This is a genomic window from Frankia sp. AgB1.9, assembly GCF_016786355.1.
Lineage (GTDB): Bacteria > Actinomycetota > Actinomycetes > Frankiales > Frankiaceae > Pseudofrankia.
The window spans coordinates 1-18,503 of the sequence record NZ_JADWYX010000078.1 but is presented as its reverse complement, the minus strand read 5'-3'; the positions used below and the strand labels follow the sequence as shown (position 1 = coordinate 18,503).

Annotated in this window: 13 protein-coding genes; 7 read left to right on the top strand and 6 right to left on the bottom strand. The window is 72.6% G+C overall.

Annotated elements, in window-relative coordinates:
* The first annotated feature begins 68 nt into the window (after nucleotides 1-68).
* The 4 genes from I6A60_RS26880 to I6A60_RS26865 all read left to right on the top strand — a co-directional run bounded on the left by I6A60_RS26880 (nucleotide 69) and on the right by I6A60_RS26865 (nucleotide 5,477).
* On the top strand, nucleotides 69-461 hold the full coding sequence (locus tag I6A60_RS26880; RefSeq protein WP_013427270.1) for a DUF5319 domain-containing protein: 393 nt from the start codon (nucleotides 69-71) through the stop codon (nucleotides 459-461).
* 296 nt (nucleotides 462-757) lie between these two features.
* Complete coding sequence (gene guaB, locus I6A60_RS26875; RefSeq protein ID WP_238436314.1) at nucleotides 758-2,392, top strand: IMP dehydrogenase; 1,635 nt, start codon at nucleotides 758-760, stop codon at nucleotides 2,390-2,392.
* A gap of 70 nt (nucleotides 2,393-2,462) precedes the next feature.
* Nucleotides 2,463-3,596: a GuaB3 family IMP dehydrogenase-related protein gene (locus tag I6A60_RS26870; protein ID WP_203020112.1), complete on the top strand. Its 1,134-nt coding sequence runs from the start codon at nucleotides 2,463-2,465 to the stop codon at nucleotides 3,594-3,596.
* Nucleotides 3,597-3,821: 225 nt separating this feature from the next.
* Nucleotides 3,822-5,477 carry a hypothetical protein gene (locus I6A60_RS26865; RefSeq protein ID WP_203055726.1) on the top strand — a complete coding sequence of 552 codons (1,656 nt, stop codon included), beginning with the start codon at nucleotides 3,822-3,824 and terminating at the stop codon, nucleotides 5,475-5,477.
* Between the two features lie 158 nt (nucleotides 5,478-5,635).
* On the opposite strand, the gene I6A60_RS26860 is transcribed toward I6A60_RS26865, so the two are convergent.
* Nucleotides 5,636-6,007, bottom strand: coding sequence for a hypothetical protein (locus I6A60_RS26860; RefSeq protein WP_203017272.1), 372 nt, complete (start codon nucleotides 6,005-6,007; stop codon nucleotides 5,636-5,638).
* Nucleotides 6,008-6,064: 57 nt separating this feature from the next.
* Nucleotides 6,065-6,805 (bottom strand): hypothetical protein, encoded by a 741-nt coding sequence (locus I6A60_RS26855; RefSeq protein WP_203041847.1) that lies wholly within the window; start codon nucleotides 6,803-6,805, stop codon nucleotides 6,065-6,067.
* Between the two features lie 822 nt (nucleotides 6,806-7,627).
* On the opposite strand from I6A60_RS26855, the gene I6A60_RS26850 reads away from it, so the two are divergent.
* Together I6A60_RS26850 and I6A60_RS26845 are read left to right on the top strand one after the other, a co-directional pair.
* The gene (locus I6A60_RS26850; protein WP_203055725.1) at nucleotides 7,628-8,713 is read left to right on the top strand and encodes a hypothetical protein; all 1,086 of its coding nucleotides are present in this window, start codon (nucleotides 7,628-7,630) and stop codon (nucleotides 8,711-8,713) included.
* Nucleotides 8,714-8,880: 167 nt separating this feature from the next.
* The gene (locus tag I6A60_RS26845) at nucleotides 8,881-10,431 is read left to right on the top strand and encodes an ABC transporter substrate-binding protein (RefSeq protein ID WP_203021175.1); all 1,551 of its coding nucleotides are present in this window, start codon (nucleotides 8,881-8,883) and stop codon (nucleotides 10,429-10,431) included.
* 299 nt (nucleotides 10,432-10,730) lie between these two features.
* Here the strand turns inward: I6A60_RS26845 and I6A60_RS26840 are convergent, their stop codons facing one another.
* From I6A60_RS26840 to I6A60_RS26825, 4 genes are all read right to left on the bottom strand, one after another.
* Nucleotides 10,731-11,327 carry an ATP/GTP-binding protein gene (locus I6A60_RS26840; protein ID WP_013427276.1) on the bottom strand — a complete coding sequence of 199 codons (597 nt, stop codon included), beginning with the start codon at nucleotides 11,325-11,327 and terminating at the stop codon, nucleotides 10,731-10,733.
* Nucleotides 11,308-11,655 carry a DUF742 domain-containing protein gene (locus I6A60_RS26835; RefSeq protein WP_041261829.1) on the bottom strand — a complete coding sequence of 116 codons (348 nt, stop codon included), beginning with the start codon at nucleotides 11,653-11,655 and terminating at the stop codon, nucleotides 11,308-11,310. Before I6A60_RS26835 ends, I6A60_RS26840 begins: the two co-directional genes overlap by 20 nt.
* A gap of 61 nt (nucleotides 11,656-11,716) precedes the next feature.
* Nucleotides 11,717-12,130, bottom strand: a complete 414-nt coding sequence (locus tag I6A60_RS26830) for a roadblock/LC7 domain-containing protein (RefSeq protein ID WP_045879764.1) — start codon at nucleotides 12,128-12,130, stop codon at nucleotides 11,717-11,719.
* Between the two features lie 8 nt (nucleotides 12,131-12,138).
* A complete protein-coding gene (locus I6A60_RS26825) occupies nucleotides 12,139-16,110 on the bottom strand; it encodes a nitrate- and nitrite sensing domain-containing protein (RefSeq protein ID WP_238436313.1) in 3,972 nt (1,323 codons plus the stop codon).
* A 706-nt stretch (nucleotides 16,111-16,816) separates the two neighbouring features.
* On the opposite strand from I6A60_RS26825, the gene guaA reads away from it, so the two are divergent.
* Entirely contained in the window at nucleotides 16,817-18,352 is a 1,536-nt protein-coding gene (gene guaA, locus I6A60_RS26820) for a glutamine-hydrolyzing GMP synthase (protein WP_203021189.1), read from the top strand.
* The last annotated feature ends 151 nt before the right edge of the window (nucleotides 18,353-18,503 follow it).

Genomic DNA, 18,503 nt, shown 5'->3' with positions numbered 1-18,503 from the left:
AGGTTCAGGCATCCCCGGATCCACGACCACTCCGTGGGCCGACCCACGCTGGGCGTAGCGTGGAGCGAGTGAGCGACGAGCCCATCGACCCGTTCGCGGACGATCCGGAGGACCCGGCGTCCGAGCTCGCCCAGCTCGACCTGGGCGACGACCTGCTCGAGCCGCTCTCGCTCCACGAACGCGAGGAGGTCCTCGCGGAGCTCGGCGATCTGGACGTGTTCCGGACCCTGCTGGAACCGCGTGGCTACCGCGGGCTGGTGGTCGACTGCGAGGGCTGCGCCGAGCCGCACTACTTCGACTGGGACCTGCTGACCGGAAACCTGCGCCATCTGCTCAACGAGGGCAGGACCCGGGTGCACGAGCCGGCGTTCGCCCCTGACCCGAGCTGCTACGTCTCCTGGGACTACGCCCGCGGCTACGCGGACGGCGTCTGCGAGGCCTCGGAGGCCTCCGAGGCCTGAGCGCCTTCGCTCGTTGGTGACCGCCTCGATAGTGACTGCCTCGTTGGTGACAACGCCCACATGGTGGGGTGGCTGACCCTTTCGACCGGCATCGTCGCCGGCACACTGTTGTTTCCAGCAGATGTCGGCCCGGGCGAGGCCGGTCAGGCGGGTCTGCGCGCGATGACGGTGTGGGCTTGCCGGCTCGACGAGCGTGGGCAGGCCCGGCAGGGGTCATGATGTCTGTACGGGGTTTCCCAGCGCCCCGTCTCCCAAGAACCCCGCAGCCGGCCGGCGCAACCCGAACGGAAGGTGCAATGGACGCTCCCGTCGCCACCCCGACCTCGATCGCGGCCTCGACGTCGGCCCGGCCCGCAGCGGTCAGCGAGCCCGTCGCCGAACCGACCGGACTCCCCGACCTCGCCGACCAGGCAGCCGGCACGGCGCTGCCGGCGACGAAACTAGCGATGCTCGGCCTGACCTACGACGACGTGCTGCTGCTGCCGGCGGCCTCGGACGTCGTCCCGGCCGAGGTCGACACGTCGACCTGGCTGTCGCGCAACATCCGGCTGGCCATCCCGCTGGTCTCCTCGGCGATGGACACCGTGACCGAGCACCGGATGGCTATCGCGATGGCCCGCCAGGGCGGCGTCGGGGTGCTGCACCGCAACCTGTCCGTCGAGGACCAGGCGCAGCAGGTCGACATGGTGAAGCGGTCCGAGTCCGGCATGATCAGCGCCCCGATCACCTGCGGCCCGGACGCCTCCATCGACGAGGCGAACGCGATGATGGCCCGCTACCGGATCTCGGGCGTGCCGGTCACCGGCGAGGACGGCACGCTGCTGGGCATCGTCACCAACCGCGACATCCGGTTCGAACGCGACTTCGCCCGCCCGGTCCGCGAGGTGATGACGCCGATGCCGCTGATCACCGCGCCGGTCGGGGTCAGCAGCGACGAGGCGTTGCGGCTGCTGCGCCAGCACAAGATCGAGAAGCTGCCGATCGTGGACGACCGCGGCCGCCTGCGCGGGCTGATCACCGTCAAGGACTTCACCAAGCGGGAGCGCTACCCGCTGGCCACCAAGGACGCCGACGGCCGCCTCATGGTGGGCGCCGCGATCGGCGTCGGTGAGGACGCGTTCAAGCGCGCCCAGGCGCTGGTCTCCGCCGGCGTGGACTTTCTGGTCGTCGACACCGCGCACGGCCACCAGCGGGCGGTGCCCGAGATGGTGCGCCGGATCAAGGCGGAGTGGCCGCGGGGCATCGCCGGTCGGCCGCTGGACGTCATCGGCGGCAACGTGGCCACCGCGGCCGGTGCCGCGACGCTGGTCGCCGCGGGCGCGGACGCGGTCAAGGTCGGCGTGGGCCCCGGCTCGATCTGCACCACCCGAGTCGTCGCCGGCGTCGGCGTCCCCCAGGTCACCGCCATCTACGAGGCGGCCCGCGCGGCGCGCCCGCACGGCGTCCCGGTGATCGGCGACGGCGGCCTGCAGCACTCGGGCGACATCGCCAAGGCGCTGACCGTGGGCGCGGACACCGTCATGCTCGGCAGTCTGCTGGCGGGCGTCGACGAGAGCCCGGGCGAGCTGATCTTCATCAACGGCAAGCAGTACAAGGCCTACCGCGGCATGGGCTCGCTCGGCGCGATGCGCAGCCGGGGTGGCGCGCGTTCGTACTCCAAGGACAGGTACTTCCAGGACGACGTGCTCTCGGACGACAAGCTCGTCCCCGAGGGCATCGAGGGCCAGGTGCCCTACCGTGGCTCGCTGGCCGCCGTCGCCCACCAGCTCGTCGGCGGGCTGCGCGCCGGCATGGGCTACGCCGGTGCCGCCACCGTCCGCCACCTGCAGGACCACGGCCAGCTCGTCCGGATCACCACCGCCGGGCTGATCGAGAGCCACCCCCACGACATCCAGATGACAGTCGAGGCACCGAACTACACCGGCCGTTAGATAAGAATGGCCAGGCCGTAGGTCGGGGGCGGGATTTCCGCTTGGTGCGCTCGTGAAGGAAAGGCCAGCGTTGGCTGAGGTTGAGATCGGCATCGGTAAGAGTGCGCGGGTCGGGTACGACCTGGCGGCGGTCGGGATCGTCCCGTCCCGGCGGACACGGGACCCAGCGGACGTCTCGCTCGCCTGGCAGGTGGACGCGTACCACTTCGACCTGCCGATCGTCGCGGCGGCCGCCGACGCCGTCAGCTCGCCGGACTCCGCGATCACGGTCGGCAAGCTCGGCGGCCTCGGCGTGCTGCACGTCGAAGGGCTCTGGACCCGGCACGAGGACCCGCTGCCGCTGGTCGCCGAGCTGGCCGGCCTGCCCGCGGGGGCGGCCACGAGCCGACTGCGCGAGCTCTACCGGGCACCGATCCGACCCGAGCTGATCGCCGAGCGGGTCGGCCAGGTCCGGGACGCGGGCCTGGTGACGGCCGCTGCGCTGCGGCCGCAGAAGGTCAGGGCGCTGAGCGCCGATCTGCTCGCCGCCCAGGTCGACCTGCTCGTCATCCACGGCCCGGCGGTCTCCGCCGAGCACCAGTCGACCCGGACCGAACCGTTGAACCTGAAGCGGTTCATCGGTGACCTGGACATGCCTGTCCTGGTGGGTGGCTGCGCCTCGTTCTCCACCGCGCTGCACCTGATGCGCACCGGGGCCGCCGGAGTGATCGTCGGAGTCGGCACCGGCGGCGGCGACGCGAACCGCGCCGAGCTCGGGATCGGGGTGCCGCTGGCGACCGCGATCGCGGACGCCGCCGGCGCCCGGATGCGCTACCTGGACGAGTCGGGCGGCCGGTACGTGCATGTGATCGCGCACGGCGACCTGCGGACCGGCGGGGACATCGCCAAGGCCGTCGCCTGCGGCGCCGACGCCGTGATGGTCGACGGGGTGCTCGCCGGCGCCACCGACGCACCCGGCCACGGCGGCATGTGGTCGATGGACGTCCTGCACTCCGACCTGCCCCGCGGTGGCTGGCAGCCGGTCGAGCAGGCCGGCACCCTCGAGCAGATCCTCGTCGGCCCGGACCAGGGCGGCGCCGCGAGCACCGTCAGCCTCGCCGGCGCGCTACGGGCCGCGATGGCCACCACGGGCTACGCCAGCCTGAAGGAGTTCCAGAAGGCGGAGATCATGCTCTCGGCCGCGGCTGGCCAGTGGTCGCGCTGAGGCTTGGCCCGGACGACCCCGGACAGCACTAGACGTCGCGAACCGGTCACGCCTCGTCGATCACGAGGGTCGGGTTCCCACCCGATGGCCTGGCCCGGGCACCCTGTGGGCCGGCTGTGGGCGGCGTTGGGCTGGGTCTGAGATGGCCGGCGCGTACCCCCGGCGCCGACGCCGGGCCCTACGTGGCACCCTTGGAGCGTCCGTCTCCATCCCGAAGGATCACAAATGCGCCTCGACGAGCACGGCCGCTGGGTCAGCGACGACGGCGCCTACGTGTGGGACGAGAGCGCCCAGACCTGGCAGCCGACGACGTCACGCCCCGGTGGTACCCCGGCCGCCGGCCCGACCGGCCCCTCCGCCGCCCGCGGTGGTGGCGGGACCGGCGCATACGGCCCTGGCGGCCCCGGCGGCGCCGGTCATCGGCCTGCCCAGGCGGAGACCGGCGGCTACGGGCGCCCAGGCACCGGCCAGCAGGGCTACGAGGAGCCGCGGACCGGCAGCTTCCCGCTGTTCGGCGCTGACCCCCGCGGCGGCCGCGAGGCCTCCTGGGCCCCGGCCACCGGTCCGTACCCGCAGCCGTCCGCCACCGGCCGCCCCGGGTCCGGCTACAGCGCGGATCCGGCGACCGGCGCGACCCCGCTGGACACCGGTACCAACTGGCGTGCCGGCGCGGCTCCGACCCGCGGCGGCGCCGATCGGGGCCAGGGCGGCCCTGGCGCGCCCGCGGCACCGGGTACCGGGCAGTCCCGGTCCTGGTCGGCCAGGGATCCGCTGGGCACCGGTCCCTACAGTCGCCCCGACCCCGCGGGTGGCGGTCCGTACGACCGCGCGGACCCGCTGGGAACCGGTCCCTACGACCGCGCGGACCCGCTCGGCACCGGCGGTCCCGCCCGCGGCGGCTACGACCGGGCCGACCCGTTGTCCGGGCCGTTCAACCGGGCCGACCCCCTGGGCACCGGCCCGAGCACCGGTAACTGGGCGCGCGGGGGCACCGGCCCCAGCCAGAGCCGGGGCCCCGCGACCGGCCCGGCACAGAGCCGGGCCGGCTCGGGCGGCACCGGCCCGAGCAGCGCCCGAGGGGCGGACGGTCTCGACGGCGGCCCGGGCAGCGCCATGAACCGGGCGGCGGCCCCCGTCCTGGGCGTCGACACCACCGGGCCGCTGCCGACGGACGTCGGCGCCCGCGGTGGCAGTGGGCGGTTCAGCACGTCCTCCTTCACCAAGGCCGGCTCGGGTACCGGGCCGCGGATGGCCCGGCCCAGTGACGACCTCGACGACGACCTCGGCCGGGACGTCGACGACCTGCTCGTCGACGACGAGGACGACGAGGACGCCGCCGACGACCAGGGCGGTCTCGCCGGGGCCCGCGGCCGGCTGCGTGGCCTGGCCCGGATGGGCGGCGCCGATCCGGGCCGCCGCGGCGGCCCCGGGCACGACGAGGACGAGGACGAGGACGACGACGACCTGGACGAGGACGACGAGCGCGGCGGCCGGGCCAGGTCCGCCGGCGCCCTCGTCGGCAAGGTCCGGGCGTCCCGTGGCCGGATGCTCGCCCTCGGCGCGGCGGTCCTGGTCGTCGTGATCGTCGCGGTCGTGCTCGTGCTGAAGACCACCGGTGGCAGCGGCTCGTCCGGCACGACCACCACCGCTGGCGGAACCGCCGCCGCCGCGCGCCAGTACGACGCGAGCATCCGCAAGGTCTACCTCGACCAGTGCGTCCAGCAGAGCAACGGCGCACAGGCCTACTGCAACTGCACCTTGCAGAAACTCGAGGCCGGCTACAGCCAGGAGGACTTCCTGCGCATCAACGCCGACCCCACCTCGGCGACCGGTCAGCGGGTCGTCAAGGAGATCAAGGACGCCTGCAAGTCGCTGAGATAGGGCCGTCCGGGGCGGAGCAGCGGCGCCTGCCCCGGACGGGCCCACCGAACGCCGGATGGGGCGGTCTCACCGCCTCGACGGGCAGGTCATACTGGTTGGCAACCTTTGGTCGGCTTCGTCGGGGCCTGTGGCGTCCCCGCCTCCGACCGCTCCAACCTTCACTCCACGCGCGCGGGATGCGGCGTGGCACCGGACCAGGGGTGCACAGCCTTGCCCACCGATGACCGCGGTCGCCTGCTGAGCGACGACGGCGCCTGGGTGTGGGACGCGGGGTCCCACCAGTGGCTGCCGCATGCGCGCCAGCCGGGCAGCCCTGGGCCGTCGGTGGCGGCGAACCGTGACGACTTCTTCGCGGTCGAGCGGGTCGACGAGGCCACGTCGTCAGCCCGCCCGAACGGGACCCGCACCGACACCGACTGGGTCATCGGCGGCTCGGCGACCCGGCCGCGGGCAGACGGCGTGGTCGACCCGTTCGCCGTCAGCTCCGGCAACTGGGACCGCAACGGCTCGGACAGCGGGCTGTCGGTCACCGGGATCGACGTCGGACCTGCCCAGCCGGCCCCGGGCCCCACGCAGGCCAGGCCCGGCTACGGCCCCAGCGCGCAGGCTCCGGTGGCGCCGACGGCTCGGTCGTGGCCCGCCCAGCCGAGCGGTGGGACGGCCGCCGAGCCCGGGCCCCAGCGCCCCAGCCTGGTGAGCGGGCCGGTCCGGTTGGGACCGGTGACCGGCTCCGTCCGGGTTGGCGGCGAGCCGGACGCACCCCGCCGCACCCACCCCGTCGCCGGCGCCCCGACGGCCTGGAGCCCCGGGCCGCTCCGCCAGACGCCGGGCGCCGCTGCCGGGCCGGTGGCCGCACCGCTGAGCGCCCCCATGCCGGCCCCGGACCCGGCGCCACCCGTCAGCGCGGCGCCGAACATCTTCTTCACGCCGGCCCGCGGGCTGCCCGTCACCCGGCCGAGCGCCGGGCCGTCGTCCGGCCAGCCCGCCGTACCCACGACCGACGCCGGCGCCCACGCGGCGAGCGCGTGGGGGAACCGTCCCGGCGAGGGCATTAGGGCCAGCCCGCCCGAGGCCACGGCATCACCCTGGCGGACGCCGACGGTGGACGGACCCGCCGGGCGGGCGGGAGGCTTCGATCCGTACCCGGTCGCCAGAACGTCGCCCCCGGCGACGGGCTCCGCCGCGGCCGGCGGCGCGGCCTCCGGCCTCGCGACCCCGGGTGTCTCGTCCTCAGGCGTCGCGTCCTCAGGCAGCCGGACGCTGGGCACCCAGCCGGCCGGCGCGCGGCCGCCCGGAGCCCAGGCGCCCGGAGCCGGGCCGTCCGGCATCCAAGCGCCCGCAGTCCAAGCGCCCGGAGTCCAGGTGCCGGCAGTCCAGGCGCCCGCAGTCCGGTCACCTGGCTCCCCGGCGTCCTGGGGGGGCACTTCCGGTGACCCGGCGCAGGCCGTCCCGGGCTTCGGCGGGACGGTGGGCGATCCGGCGTCGAGCGACTGGCGGACGCCGGTGCGGCCCACCGCGCCTCCGGCCGGTGGCCAGCCCGGGGCGAACGGCCAGTGGCGGCGCCGCACGGGCAGTCCGGTCATCGACCCACGCGATCCCCTCGGCACGGGCGATCTGCCGTCGTCCCGGCCGATCACGTCGGCGCGGACCGGCCCGCCGCCTCAGCATTCCGGCGCACCAGCGTCCCCGGGTCTCCCGGCGGCGCAGTTGGCGCTCCCGGGAACAGGGGGCAGCCAGGAGCCCTCGGCAAGCAGCGCCGGGCCCGCGCCTGCGCCGGCCGGCCAGCCGAACCGGCCGGGGGAACCACGCGGCCAGGGTGCGGGACGTCGATCCCGCCGTCACGGCCAGAACGACCCGGCCGCGCGCGGTTCCCAGCACGCCGCCGGCGATGCCGCTCAGAACGGGGCTTCTGTTCAGAACGGGGCGTCCGCGGCCGGCGCTCCGGGGCAAGGCGCTCCGGGGCAAGGCGCGGCCCAGTTCGGCGCCCGGGGCCCGCCCCCCCCCCCGCGGCGGCCCGCCCCGGCGCCCCGCCCGCCCCCGGCCGCGGCGGGGGCCCCCCCCGCCCGCCCCCCCCCCCGGCGGGGGCGGCGGCCGCCCCCCCCCGACGCGGCAGCGCGGAGCAGGTCGGGTCGCCGCCGGCTCCGGTCGAGATGACCTCGGTGCTTTCGCGGGCGATCGGTGCCGGCCGGACGGGCCGGGACGCGACAGCCGACCCGAGTCGGCCTCCCGGGCCAGTCGAGCAGCCGCCCGAGCCTCGCCCGCGCCGCGCGGACGCACCCGCGACAGACCTGCTCGATCCCGTGCGCCCGGGTGCCACCAGCCCGGCCACGACCGGTCAGCCGGGACGGACGGGCCCGCGCCGCCACACCGCCGGACGGTCCGGCGCCGGGCCAGGTCTCGACCAGGGCCGGGACGAGACGCGCCGCAACGGCGGGCCGCCGGCCGACCGCGGTGGGGCAGCTGGCCAGGCCGGCGGCTACCGGGGCGGTCCGGGCGAGCGTCCCGACGACGCGCGGGCGGTCCGCGACGACCTCGCCGACCTGCTCGAGCCGGCCATCCCAGCGGACGCCCAGGAACCCTCGGCGGCGCCGAACGGAGGCCCGACCGGCACCCGGCGCAGATTCGCCACCGAGGACCTGTCGGACCTCCACGACGAGGTGGCCTCGAGGCAGGCGCCGACTGCCCGGCGGGGCACCCACGGTGACTCGTCCGACCGGCTGACCTGGTTCCGGCACGGCTGGCTCGGGCCGCTCGCGGTGGCGGTCACCCTCGCACTGGTCGCGCTGGGTCTCTACGTACTCGTCAGCGGCCGGGGCGGGGGCGGCAGAGGCGGCGGCAGCATCGTCGCGACCACGCCGCCCTCCCCCGCCGGCACCAACCCGGACGCCAAGATCGGCAAGGCGCTCGTGGACGGCACCTACATCTGCCAGGCGGGGCCGCCGGCGAGCGCCTCGGCGACCGCGGGCGCCACAGCGGTCGCGGCCGGCACGACCAGCGTTCTGCTCGTGCCGGCGACGACCGGCACCTACACCTGGAACGGTCAGTCCGGTGCCTACGCGATCGCGACGCCGAACTACGACGACGCATCCAACATCATCGCGTCGGTCTCATTCTCTTCCGGCCCCCTGCAGGGCGACATCGCGACCAGCATTGCCGGCTGGCCCAAGGGCGGCGGCCGAGTGACGGCGACCGTGACGCTCACCAAGGGCAACACCATGTTCTGCAAGCTCAACTAATTTTGACGAGACGTTGCCAAACTGTCACCGAAAGGTTTCGACGGAGACCATCAGTGACCGCTTCGCCCGGTCCTGGCGACCGCTCGACCGGCCCTCTTGGCCGCGACGAATCGTCGCGAAGGACCCAGTCGCCGGGTTTCGACAGGGGTGCGGCAGGATCAGGGGCCATGCACAGGTCTGACCGTCTTACGGGTAAGAAGCGGCCGAACGGCGCCCCTGCTGCCGGGGTCACCGCCGCCGCCGCGGACCAGCCGCGGGTGGCCGACGACGCCACGCCCATGACGACGAGCCAGGCCAGCGCAGACGTCATTCCGGCCGCTACGAGCCCGGCCGGCGCGGCCGAGCCCGAGCCCCGTGGCTTCCGGTTCGTCGACCGACGGGCGATGCTGCGGCTCGCCGGCACCGCGGCGGTCGTCGCACCCGCGACGAGCTTTCTGGCCGCCTGTTCCGGCTCCAAGGGCTCCAGCGGCGTGCGGCCGGTCCGGATCGGCGTGGTCACACCCCAGTCGGGCTCGCTCAGTGCCTTCGCCTCGACGGACCTGTTCGTCACGGACTACATGACCACCTGGTTCAAGGACCACGGCGGCATCGCGGTCGGCAACTCCACCCACCCGGTCGAGATCTTCATCCGCGACAGCCAGTCGACCTTCGCTCGTGCCGCCAAGGCCGCGACCCAGCTGATCTACGAGGACAAGGTAGACATCGTCCTCGTCGACGCGACCTCCGACACGGTGAACCCGGTCGCGGACCAGTGCGAGGTCGCCGGCGTGCCGTGCATCTCCACGATGTCGCCCTGGGAGTCCTGGTATTTCTCGCGCGGCGGCGACATAACCCTGAAGAACCCGTTCAACTGGACCTTCCACTTCTTCGCCGGCCTGAATGACTACTACCAGGCCTATTCGTCGATGTGGGGGGACCGGGTCTCGACGAACCGGACCGTCGGGGCGCTGTGGCCGAACAGTGTCGACGGGCAGTGGTTCTCGCACCCCAAGCTGCCGTTCCGCGCGGGGCTCGACAACAACTGGAAGCTGGTCAACCCGAAGCAGCTCGACGGCAAGGGCACCCAGCAGGACTACCTCTACACTCCGGGCACCAAGGACTTCAAGCCGATCATCTCGGCGTTCCAGGCCGGGAACGTCCAGATCGTCACCGGCATCCTGGACGAGACGGACTTCGCGCAGTTCGAGCGAGACGCGGGTTCCAAGAGCTTCGAGCCGAAGATCATCACGGTCTCCAAGGCCGCCATGTTCGACAGCGACCTGCGCACCATCGGCGCCCAGGTCAGTAACAACCTCACGACCGAGCTGTTCTGGTCCGAAAGCAGCCCGAACCGCAGCTTCGTGACCAACCTGCCGTCCAAGGACCTCGGCCAGAAGTACCGCGCCGAGACCGGCCGCCAGACCTCGCCGCAGCAGCTCGGAGCGTCGATGGCGCTGTTCGACGTCGCCGCGCAGGCCCTCAGCGCGATCAACTCGATCGATGACCGGAAGTCGATCGCCTCCGCGCTGAAGAGCCTCACCGCGCGGACGATCCTGGGCGACGTCAAGTTCGGCGCCCGCGAGGGCCTGCCGCAGAACGTGGCCACGATCCCGCTGAACGGTGCGCAGTGGCGGTGGCACCAGGACAGCTACACCTTCGAGCTCGTCCAGGTGAACAGCAGCGGCAACAACGCGCTGCAGAACCAGGGCCAGCTCGGCCCGATCACCTACGACGCCTAGCCCAGGCCTGCGGCACTCAGCGCCCGCGCGGCGCTGAGACGGCCTTCACCGTCCACTGGGTGTCCATGTTCGGGACAACCGTAACGCGAGCCACAGCGAGGCCCTCAGGGCCGATTCTGGGCTATTCCGGCGCGCCCGCCAGGCTGGTCTCACAGACCCGGGCCACGCCAAGCGGATCCGGCCACGGCAGATCGCAGGGCTCCGGACATGGATGAGGGGGAAGGCGACTGCCTTCCCCCTCATCCATGTCCGGGCCGGCCGACGGCCCGCCCGGACGCGCCCACGCGGGCGCCCCGGAGCTACGCGCGCAGGGCGGCGCGAGACATCGTGTGCTCGACCACCGCGATCAGTGCGGTCTTCGTCGAGTCACGGTTACGGGCGTCGCAGGTGATGATCGGCACCGACGGGCTGATCTGCAGCGCCTCGCGGACGTCCTCGATCGAGTGCCGCAGCACCCCGTCGAAGCAGTTCAGACCGATCACGAACGGCAGCTGGCGCTGCTCGAAGTAGTCCACGGCGGCGAAGCAGTCGGCCAGGCGGCGGGTGTCGGTGAGCACGATCGCGCCGATCGCGCCGCGGACGATGTCGTCCCACATGAACCAGAACCGGTACTGCCCCGGCGTCCCGAACAGGTAGAGGATCAGGTCCTCGTCGAGCGACACCCGGCCGAAGTCCATCGCCACCGTGGTCGTGGTCTTGTCGACCAGGTGGGTCAGGTCGTCGACGTGGGCGCCGGCCTCCGTCATGACGGCCTCGGTGCGCAGCGGCACGATCTCCGAGACGGAGCCCACGAAGGTGGTCTTCCCCGCGCCGAAACCGCCGGCAACGACGATCTTGACCGAGGTGGTCGCGATCGATGAGTTGACGCGTCTGTGGTCAGAGCTTTCGTAGGCCACTGAGAACCCTTTCGAGCAACGCGAGATCCGGCGCCTCGTCGCGGTCCGGCTGCTGGTGTACGCGGACGAAGCCCTCGTCCGCCATGTCGCCGACGAGCACCCTCGCGACTCCGAGGGGCACTCGCAGGCCGGCGGCGATCTCGGCCACTGAACGGACCTGGCGGCACATGGCAGCAATGGACTGCTGCTCAAGGCTGAGGCCGATCGCGCGTTCCTCGCCGTACTGGGTGGTGATGACGAGCGCCTCGATGGCGAGCTCGTAACGCGACCGGGTACGACCCCCGGTCATGGCGTACGGCCGGACGACTGGTCCCGGCGGGCCCCCCATTTCGCTCACGCTGGCATCTCCCTCACCTCGGATGGAATCACCGCGTCAGCGATACGCCCGGTCATCGTGGGAGCGTCCCTTGCAACTCCTGGCGCAGCGCGGGCGTAAGGACCGCCTTGGCCCGGCTGACCAGCAGTGCCATCTCGTAGCCGACCAGGCCGATGTCACAGGACGGCGCGGCGAGCACCGCCATGCTCGCCCCGTCGCTGATCGCCATGATGAAGAGGAAGCCGTGCTCCATCTCGACGACCGTCTGGGTGACCAACCCGGCCTCGAAGACGCGAGCGGCACCCTGGGTCAGGCTGACCAGACCGGACGAGACTGCCGCCAGCTGGTCGGCGCGGTCCCTCGGGAAGCCGTCGGAGACAGCCAACAGGAGACCGTCCGCGGAGACCACGACGGTGTGCGCCACACCTGGAACCCGGTCGACGAAATTGTTGATCAGCCAGTTCAGGTTCTGCGCCTCGGCGCTCACCACCGGTCTCACCGTTCCTCCTGCCCGTCGCGGTGGGCGCTTCTCGTCTCGGCACCCATGTCCCGTCCCTGCCGGACACCCTGGTAGAAGCTGGCAAGACGCCCGCCAACCGCTTCAGGGGATCTGGTCGCGGCGTCAGCTGGCCGCGGCGGGTTCTTGCGATTACTGGCCGGCTCAGCGCTGCCGGGGATTAGGTGGGTCATCGGCACCCGTAGCGGCAGGCCCGACTTGGTCGTCGAGTTCTGCTCGTCACCAGCCGGCTGTCGCAGCGCCTCCGCTGCCTGCCAGCCGGCGTCGCCGGCCGACTCCCACGAGCGAGGCTCGCCGCCGCCACGCACGGGCAGTGACGGATCCGCACCCCGCACGGGCAGTGACGGGTCAACGCCACGCACAGGCAGTGGCGGATCAGCGCCCCGCACGGGCAGTGGTGGCTCAGCGCCCCGCAGCGGCGGCTCGGCCGGGCGCGGCCCGGTCTGCTGCTCCGTGTAGGCGGCCGGCTGACGGTAGCCGCCCCCGTTGAGACCACCGGTGTTCAGGCCGCCGGTGTTCGGGCCGGTGCCGCCGCCCATCCCGTTGTCCGTGCGCAGCCCGGCGGCCGGACGCATCGGTGTTGGGGCTGGCGCCGGTGCCGGCGCCGGTTCGGGACGCTGCATCTGGTTGTCGCCCAACCCGCCGTTACCCATGACCCGCATGCCCGCGGACGCGCGGGGCGCGGTGAACGCGGCCGGTGGCGTGGTGAACGCGGCCGGCGGGGCGAACGCGGCCGGCGGGGTGCTCTCGACCACCGGGTCGGGGCCACGCCGGGCCTCGTCGCTCGGCGAACGGCGCTGGAACCAGGCCGAGACCGAGTCGAAGATCGGAGTGGTGTCGACGTCCTCGCCCTCGCCGACGTACAGCTCGCCGGTGTCCTCCACCCGCGGCCGGGCGTAGCCGCCAGTTGTCGGCTCCTCCCAGCGAGGCCGCGGCACGTCCACGGGCTCCGGCTCCGGGCGGTGCGCCGGACGGGCGAACACGTTCTCCTGCAGGTCCGGCTGCGCCGGCTCGCGGTAGCCGGCACCGTTCTGGTAGCCGGGGTCGCCCTGGTAGTCGCTGGCACCCTGGTAACCGCTGTCGCCCTGGTATCCGGGCTCGCCCTGGTAGCCGTTGTCGCCCTGGTAGCCGTTGTCGCGCTGGCGAGCGCGGTCGGGCATCGGCAGCGGGCTGGTGCCCGGGCGCTGCAGCGGGCCGGTGTGGTCGAGCGAGTCCGGGCTGACCGGGCGCTGCGCCGGGAACTCGCCGCTCCACGACTCCCGCAGGTCGACCGGGCCAGTCCGCGGGTTACGCCGATCGTCGTCGTACCCGGGCCCGTCGAACCGAGGCTCCTCGAACTGAGGCTCCTCGTACCGGGGCTCGTCCGACCGTGACTCTTCGCGCTCGGGCTGGTAGCCGCGCTGCTGGCTCGGGCCGGTCCCCGGCTGCATTCCCGGGAAGGAGCCGAACCGCTGGGTGTCCTCCTCGGTGTACCGCGGCTGCTCCTGAGCCGGCAGCGGCACCGGGCCGGTCCTCGGGCCGCCCTGCTGGCTGCCGGGCCCGATCGCCAGCGGCGGGGGTCCGAACCGACCGGAGTCGATGGCGGGCAGCGCGCCGCTCGGCGGGCCGAACCGCTCGTCCGGCTCGTCGTACCCGTCTGGCTGCGGCCGGCCGCGGCCGTTCTCCTGGCCGGGGCCGAACTGCTGCGGGGCGCCGAAGGCCTGGCGGACCGGCCCGGTCGAGGGGCCTCCCGGTCCAGCGCCCAGCTCGGGCCGACCCGAGCCGGGCCCGGAGGGTCCGAAGCTCGGCCGGGACCCGGCGTCAGCGCCCGGCCGGCTGATGGCCGTCTGCGCACCCGGGCGCTGCGACCCTGGGCCCGTCCCGCCGCCCACGGCGTCGCCGGTGACCAGCTTGGCTGGCAGCCGGATCACCGCGGTGATGCCGCGGGAGGGCGACTCGCGCAGCTGGACGCGGATGCCGTGCCGGCCGGCCAGCCGGCCGACCGCGAACAGACCCATCGTCCGGGACACCGAGACGTCCACGACCGGCGGGTTCGCGAGCCGCTCGTTGACCCGCTCCAGGTCCTTGGCCGGCATGCCGATGCCCATGTCGACGATCTCGATCATGGCGCCGGCGCCGGGGCCGAGGGAGTGGCTGGTGACGACGACGTCGGTCGCCGGCGGGGAGTACGAGGTCGCGTTCTCCAGCAGCTCCGCGATCAGGTGGACGACGTCGCTGACACCGTTACCGGCGATGGACACCGGAGCGGCGGTCGTCTGCTTGACGCGGGTGTACTGCTCGACCTCGGAGATCGCCGCGAGGACGACCTCGTTGAGCGGGACCGGGTGGGTCCAGCGCCGGGCGGTGTCGGTACCGGCGAGAACCAGCAGGCTCTCGTTGTTCCGCCGCATTCGGGTGGCGAGGTGGTCCAGCTTGAACAGGTTGGCGAGCTGGTCCGGGTCCTGCTCGCGGTTCTCCAGGTCGTCGATGAGGCGCAGCTGGCGCTCGACGAGGCCCTGGGAACGGCGGGACAGGTTGACGAACATCGCGTTGACGTTGTTCCGCAGCACGGCCTGCTCGGACGCCAGCCGGACGGCCTCGTGGTGGACCTGGTCGAACGCCCGGGCGACCTCGCCGATCTCCTCGTCGGTGTCGATACCGACCGTCTCGACCTCGTCGTCGATCACCTGCTCGGACGAATCTCGCAGTCTTCGGACGGCGTCGGGCAGTCTTCGCTCGGCGATGTCGAGGGCAGCGGTTCGCAGGGCGAACAGCGGGCGGATCAGGGACTGCGCGACCACCAGGGTGATGATCAGCGCGGCGGCCAGGATCAGGACGGTGAACAGGGCGGAGAAGATCGCCTGGCGCTCGATGCCGCGCCGCAGGGTGCCGACCCGCGAGTTGATCTGATCGAGCATCCCGTCGGCGACGCTGTAGCTCACCGTGATCATGGCACGGGTGTTCTGCAGCCACTTCGTCGACTCGATCTGGTCGATCTGTCCGTCGTTGAGCGGCTTGGAGACCGTCGAGTTGAGCACCCGGTCGGTGTTCTTCAGGGTGTTGAAAACGTCGTTGTTCAGGCGCGGGTCGAGTGCCTGCTCATACAGCGTCTTCTGAGCCGGCGACGCGGACTTGTCGAACTGGTCGAGTTCGTTGTTGCGCTCGGCGTCGGTGCTCAGCACCGACCGGAACTCGTCACTGGTGAATGGCAGTTCGGACACCAGGTAGGTGTTGATCTGCGCCTGCTGCTGAGCGAGCAGGTCGGTCGCCCGGACCAGGTGCAGGGTCGCGTCGACGGAGCTGTCCAGCTGCCGGTCGTCGTTGCCCTGTGGGATGAGGCCGACGAGGTCGATCAACGGTTCGATCATGGAGTCGTACGAGGTCATGACCGAGACCGGATCGGTCAGCCTCCCGATGGCCGCGCGCTTGGTCGGCAGACCGTCAAGGCCCGTCGAGACCGCGTCGAGCGCCTCGTTGACCTGGGGGCTGAAGGACCCGCGCTTGCCGTCGGCCACATCCTGGTAGGCCTTGTACGAGGCGTCGACCGCTTTCTGGCGGGCCACGACCGGGTCCGAGGCGGGCGCCTGGTTGATCGCGCGCAGGGCCACATATTCAGCGGTGAAGGTGCGCTCAAGTTCGACGTTGTACGCGAGGTCGAGTGCGGAGCGGTCGATGGTGATCAGGTGCGAGACCCGGTTGATGTCCCGAGTACTCGTGAGCACCGAACTCGCGTCGATCAGGGCGTTGACGATGATCGCAACGACCGGGATCGCGAGGATCGCGATCAGCTTGGTACGAACCCGCCAGCTCGACGGGTTGGACAGGACGCCGCGGCCACCGCGACTCCCGCCACCTCCGTCGGGGGGTCGAGCCACAACGGGGCGCTCACCGCGGCCCCCGTCTTCCAGGACGGGAGCGCCCGGCGCCGGCATCGGCATCGGGTCTGCGGCGATGCCCGTGCTGCTGGCCATCGGTTGTCTGCGCACGTACTTCGCAACCTCTCCGCCGGCCCCCCGGAACAGGGCGTTCTGGGGATGGCCCGGTATCGGACCCGGATGTCCCTCGGTCGGCACCATAGCGGTACCGAGTTCCCGCCCGAAAGGTGGCTACCTTACGCCACGTACTACGAAGCTACGAGTTGTGTGCCTGATGCGCACTTCATGAGCCCCGGCCGCGCTGGGTAGGTGGCACGCAGCCGTCGGAACATCACGGGGCCGAGGCGCGGTCGCCACCGAGGAAGACCGAAGGGATGCCGTCAGCGTCACCACCGCGGTGGATCTCGATAACCGTACGGAGTGCTTTGGAAGCCATGTGATCGAGATGGCCGACCTTCATCGGAAGATGTTTCCGAGAGTTTCAGGTCAGATACGTATTGTTAACATGCGCGCGATCTGGCAATCCGGGACGCGCCGCCCCGTGCCCGTCGCGGGTCCGGTGTTCCGGTGGACGACGTGCCGGCGCGGGCCGACCGGTGGCGCTGCTCCGTAGACTTGGCAGGTGAGCGCACCCAACCGCCCGCCCAACCGCCCGACGGACTCGCGACCAGGTCAGCCCGCTCCTTCTGGTCAGAACGCACAGTTCGACCAGAACGCTCCGACCGGGCAGCACGCACCCGCAGGCCAGGGCTCCACGAGTCAGGCACAGTCGACGCACCCGGGTTACGACACGGCCCTCGTCATCGACTTCGGTGCGCAGTACGCCCAGCTGATCGCCCGGCGGGTGCGCGAGTGCCATGTGTACTCGGAGATCGTGCCATGGAACACGCCGGTCGCCGAACTGCTGGCCCGCCGGCCGAGCGCGGTGATCCTCTCCGGCGGCCCCAAGTCGGTCTACTCCCCCGGCGCGCCCCAGGTGGACCCGGCGCTGTTCGACACGGGCATTCCCGTGCTCGGCATCTGCTACGGCCACCAGGTGATGGCGCAGGCGCTCGGCGGCACCGTCGACCGGACCAACACCGCCGAGTACGGCGCGACCACGCTCTCGGTCACGCGGCCGGGCCTGCTGTTCGACGGCCTGCCGGTCGAGCAGCAGGTCTGGATGTCGCACGGCGACGCGGTGAGCGCGGCCCCGCCCGGCTTCTCGGTCACCGCGAACACCCGGTCCACGCCGGTCGCCGCGTTCGAGGACCTCGGGCGGCGGTTGTTCGGCGTGCAGTTCCATCCGGAGGTGCTGCACACCGAGCACGGCATGGAGGTGCTGCGCCGGTTCCTGCTGCACGGCGCGGGCGCCCGGCCCGCGTGGACGATGGTCAACATCGTCGACGAGGCGGTCGCCGCGGTCCGCGCCCAGGTGGGCGACGCGAAGCTGATCTGCGGGCTGTCCGGCGGCGTCGACTCGGCGGTTGCCGGGGCACTCGTGCAGCGCGCCGTCGGCGACGCACTGACCTGCGTGTTCGTCGACCACGGCCTGCTGCGGGCCGGCGAGGCCGAGCAGGTCGAGCGGGACTTCGTCGCCTCGACCGGCGTCGAGCTGGTGCACATCAAGGCGGCGGACCGGTTCGCCGCGGCCCTAGCGGGCGTCACCGACCCGGAGCAGAAGCGCAAGATCATCGGCCGGGAGTTCATCCGGGTGTTCGAGGAGGCCGCCCGCGATCTGGAGGCCCGCGCCGAGGCCGCCGGCAGCCGGATCGAGTACCTGGTCCAGGGCACCTTGTATCCGGACGTCATCGAATCCGGCTCACCCGACGCCGCGAAGATCAAATCGCACCACAACGTCGGCGGCCTGCCGGACGACCTGCAGTTCGGCCTGGTCGAACCGCTGCGGACCCTGTTCAAGGACGAGGTCCGCCGGCTCGGCGAGGAGCTCGGCCTGCCCGAGGAGATCGTCTGGCGGCAGCCGTTCCCGGGACCAGGGCTCGCGGTACGGATCATCGGCGAGGTCACGCCCGAACGTCTCGAGATCGTCCGGGCGGCCGACCAGATCGTGCGCGACGAGATCCGCCGGTCCGGACTGGAGCGCGAGATCTGGCAGGTGTTCGCGGTGCTGCTGGCCGACGTCCGGTCGGTCGGCGTCCAGGGCGACGAGCGCACCTACGGCCACCCGATCGTCCTGCGTGCCGTGACCAGCGAGGACGCGATGACCGCCGGCTGGGCCCGGCTGCCGGCCAACCTGCTGGAACGCATCAGCAACCGGGTCGTCAACGAGGTCCCGCAGGTCAACCGCGTCGTCTACGACATCACCTCGAAGCCCCCGGGCACGATCGAGTGGGAATAGGGCGTGACGGGCGGAACGGGCGCGGCGCGCCCCCCCCCCGGCCCCCCCGGGGGGGGGGGGGGGGGCGGGGCCCCCCCGCGATTCTTCGCCTGGGCCGTCGCCGAGCCCGCCCGTCGTCGGGCCGGATGCGATGACCAGAGGGTTATAACGG

What these genes read in the sequence shown, in the direction of transcription:
- I6A60_RS26845 (WP_203021175.1), top strand. Translation starts at nt 8,881, where the DNA reads ATGCACAGGTCTGACCGTCTTACGGGTAAGAAGCGGCCGAACGGCGCC.
- guaB (WP_238436314.1), top strand. Translation starts at nt 758, where the DNA reads ATGGACGCTCCCGTCGCCACCCCGACCTCGATCGCGGCCTCGACGTCG.
- I6A60_RS26855 (WP_203041847.1), bottom strand. Translation starts at nt 6,805, where the DNA reads ATGCCGGACGGCCCGGCTCCGGGCGCCTGGGCTCCGGGCGGCCGCGCG.
- I6A60_RS26825 (WP_238436313.1), bottom strand. Translation starts at nt 16,110, where the DNA reads ATGGCCAGCAGCACGGGCATCGCCGCAGACCCGATGCCGATGCCGGCG.
- I6A60_RS26850 (WP_203055725.1), top strand. Translation starts at nt 7,628, where the DNA reads ATGACCTCGGTGCTTTCGCGGGCGATCGGTGCCGGCCGGACGGGCCGG.
- I6A60_RS26835 (WP_041261829.1), bottom strand. Translation starts at nt 11,655, where the DNA reads ATGGGGGGCCCGCCGGGACCAGTCGTCCGGCCGTACGCCATGACCGGG.
- I6A60_RS26865 (WP_203055726.1), top strand. Translation starts at nt 3,822, where the DNA reads ATGCGCCTCGACGAGCACGGCCGCTGGGTCAGCGACGACGGCGCCTAC.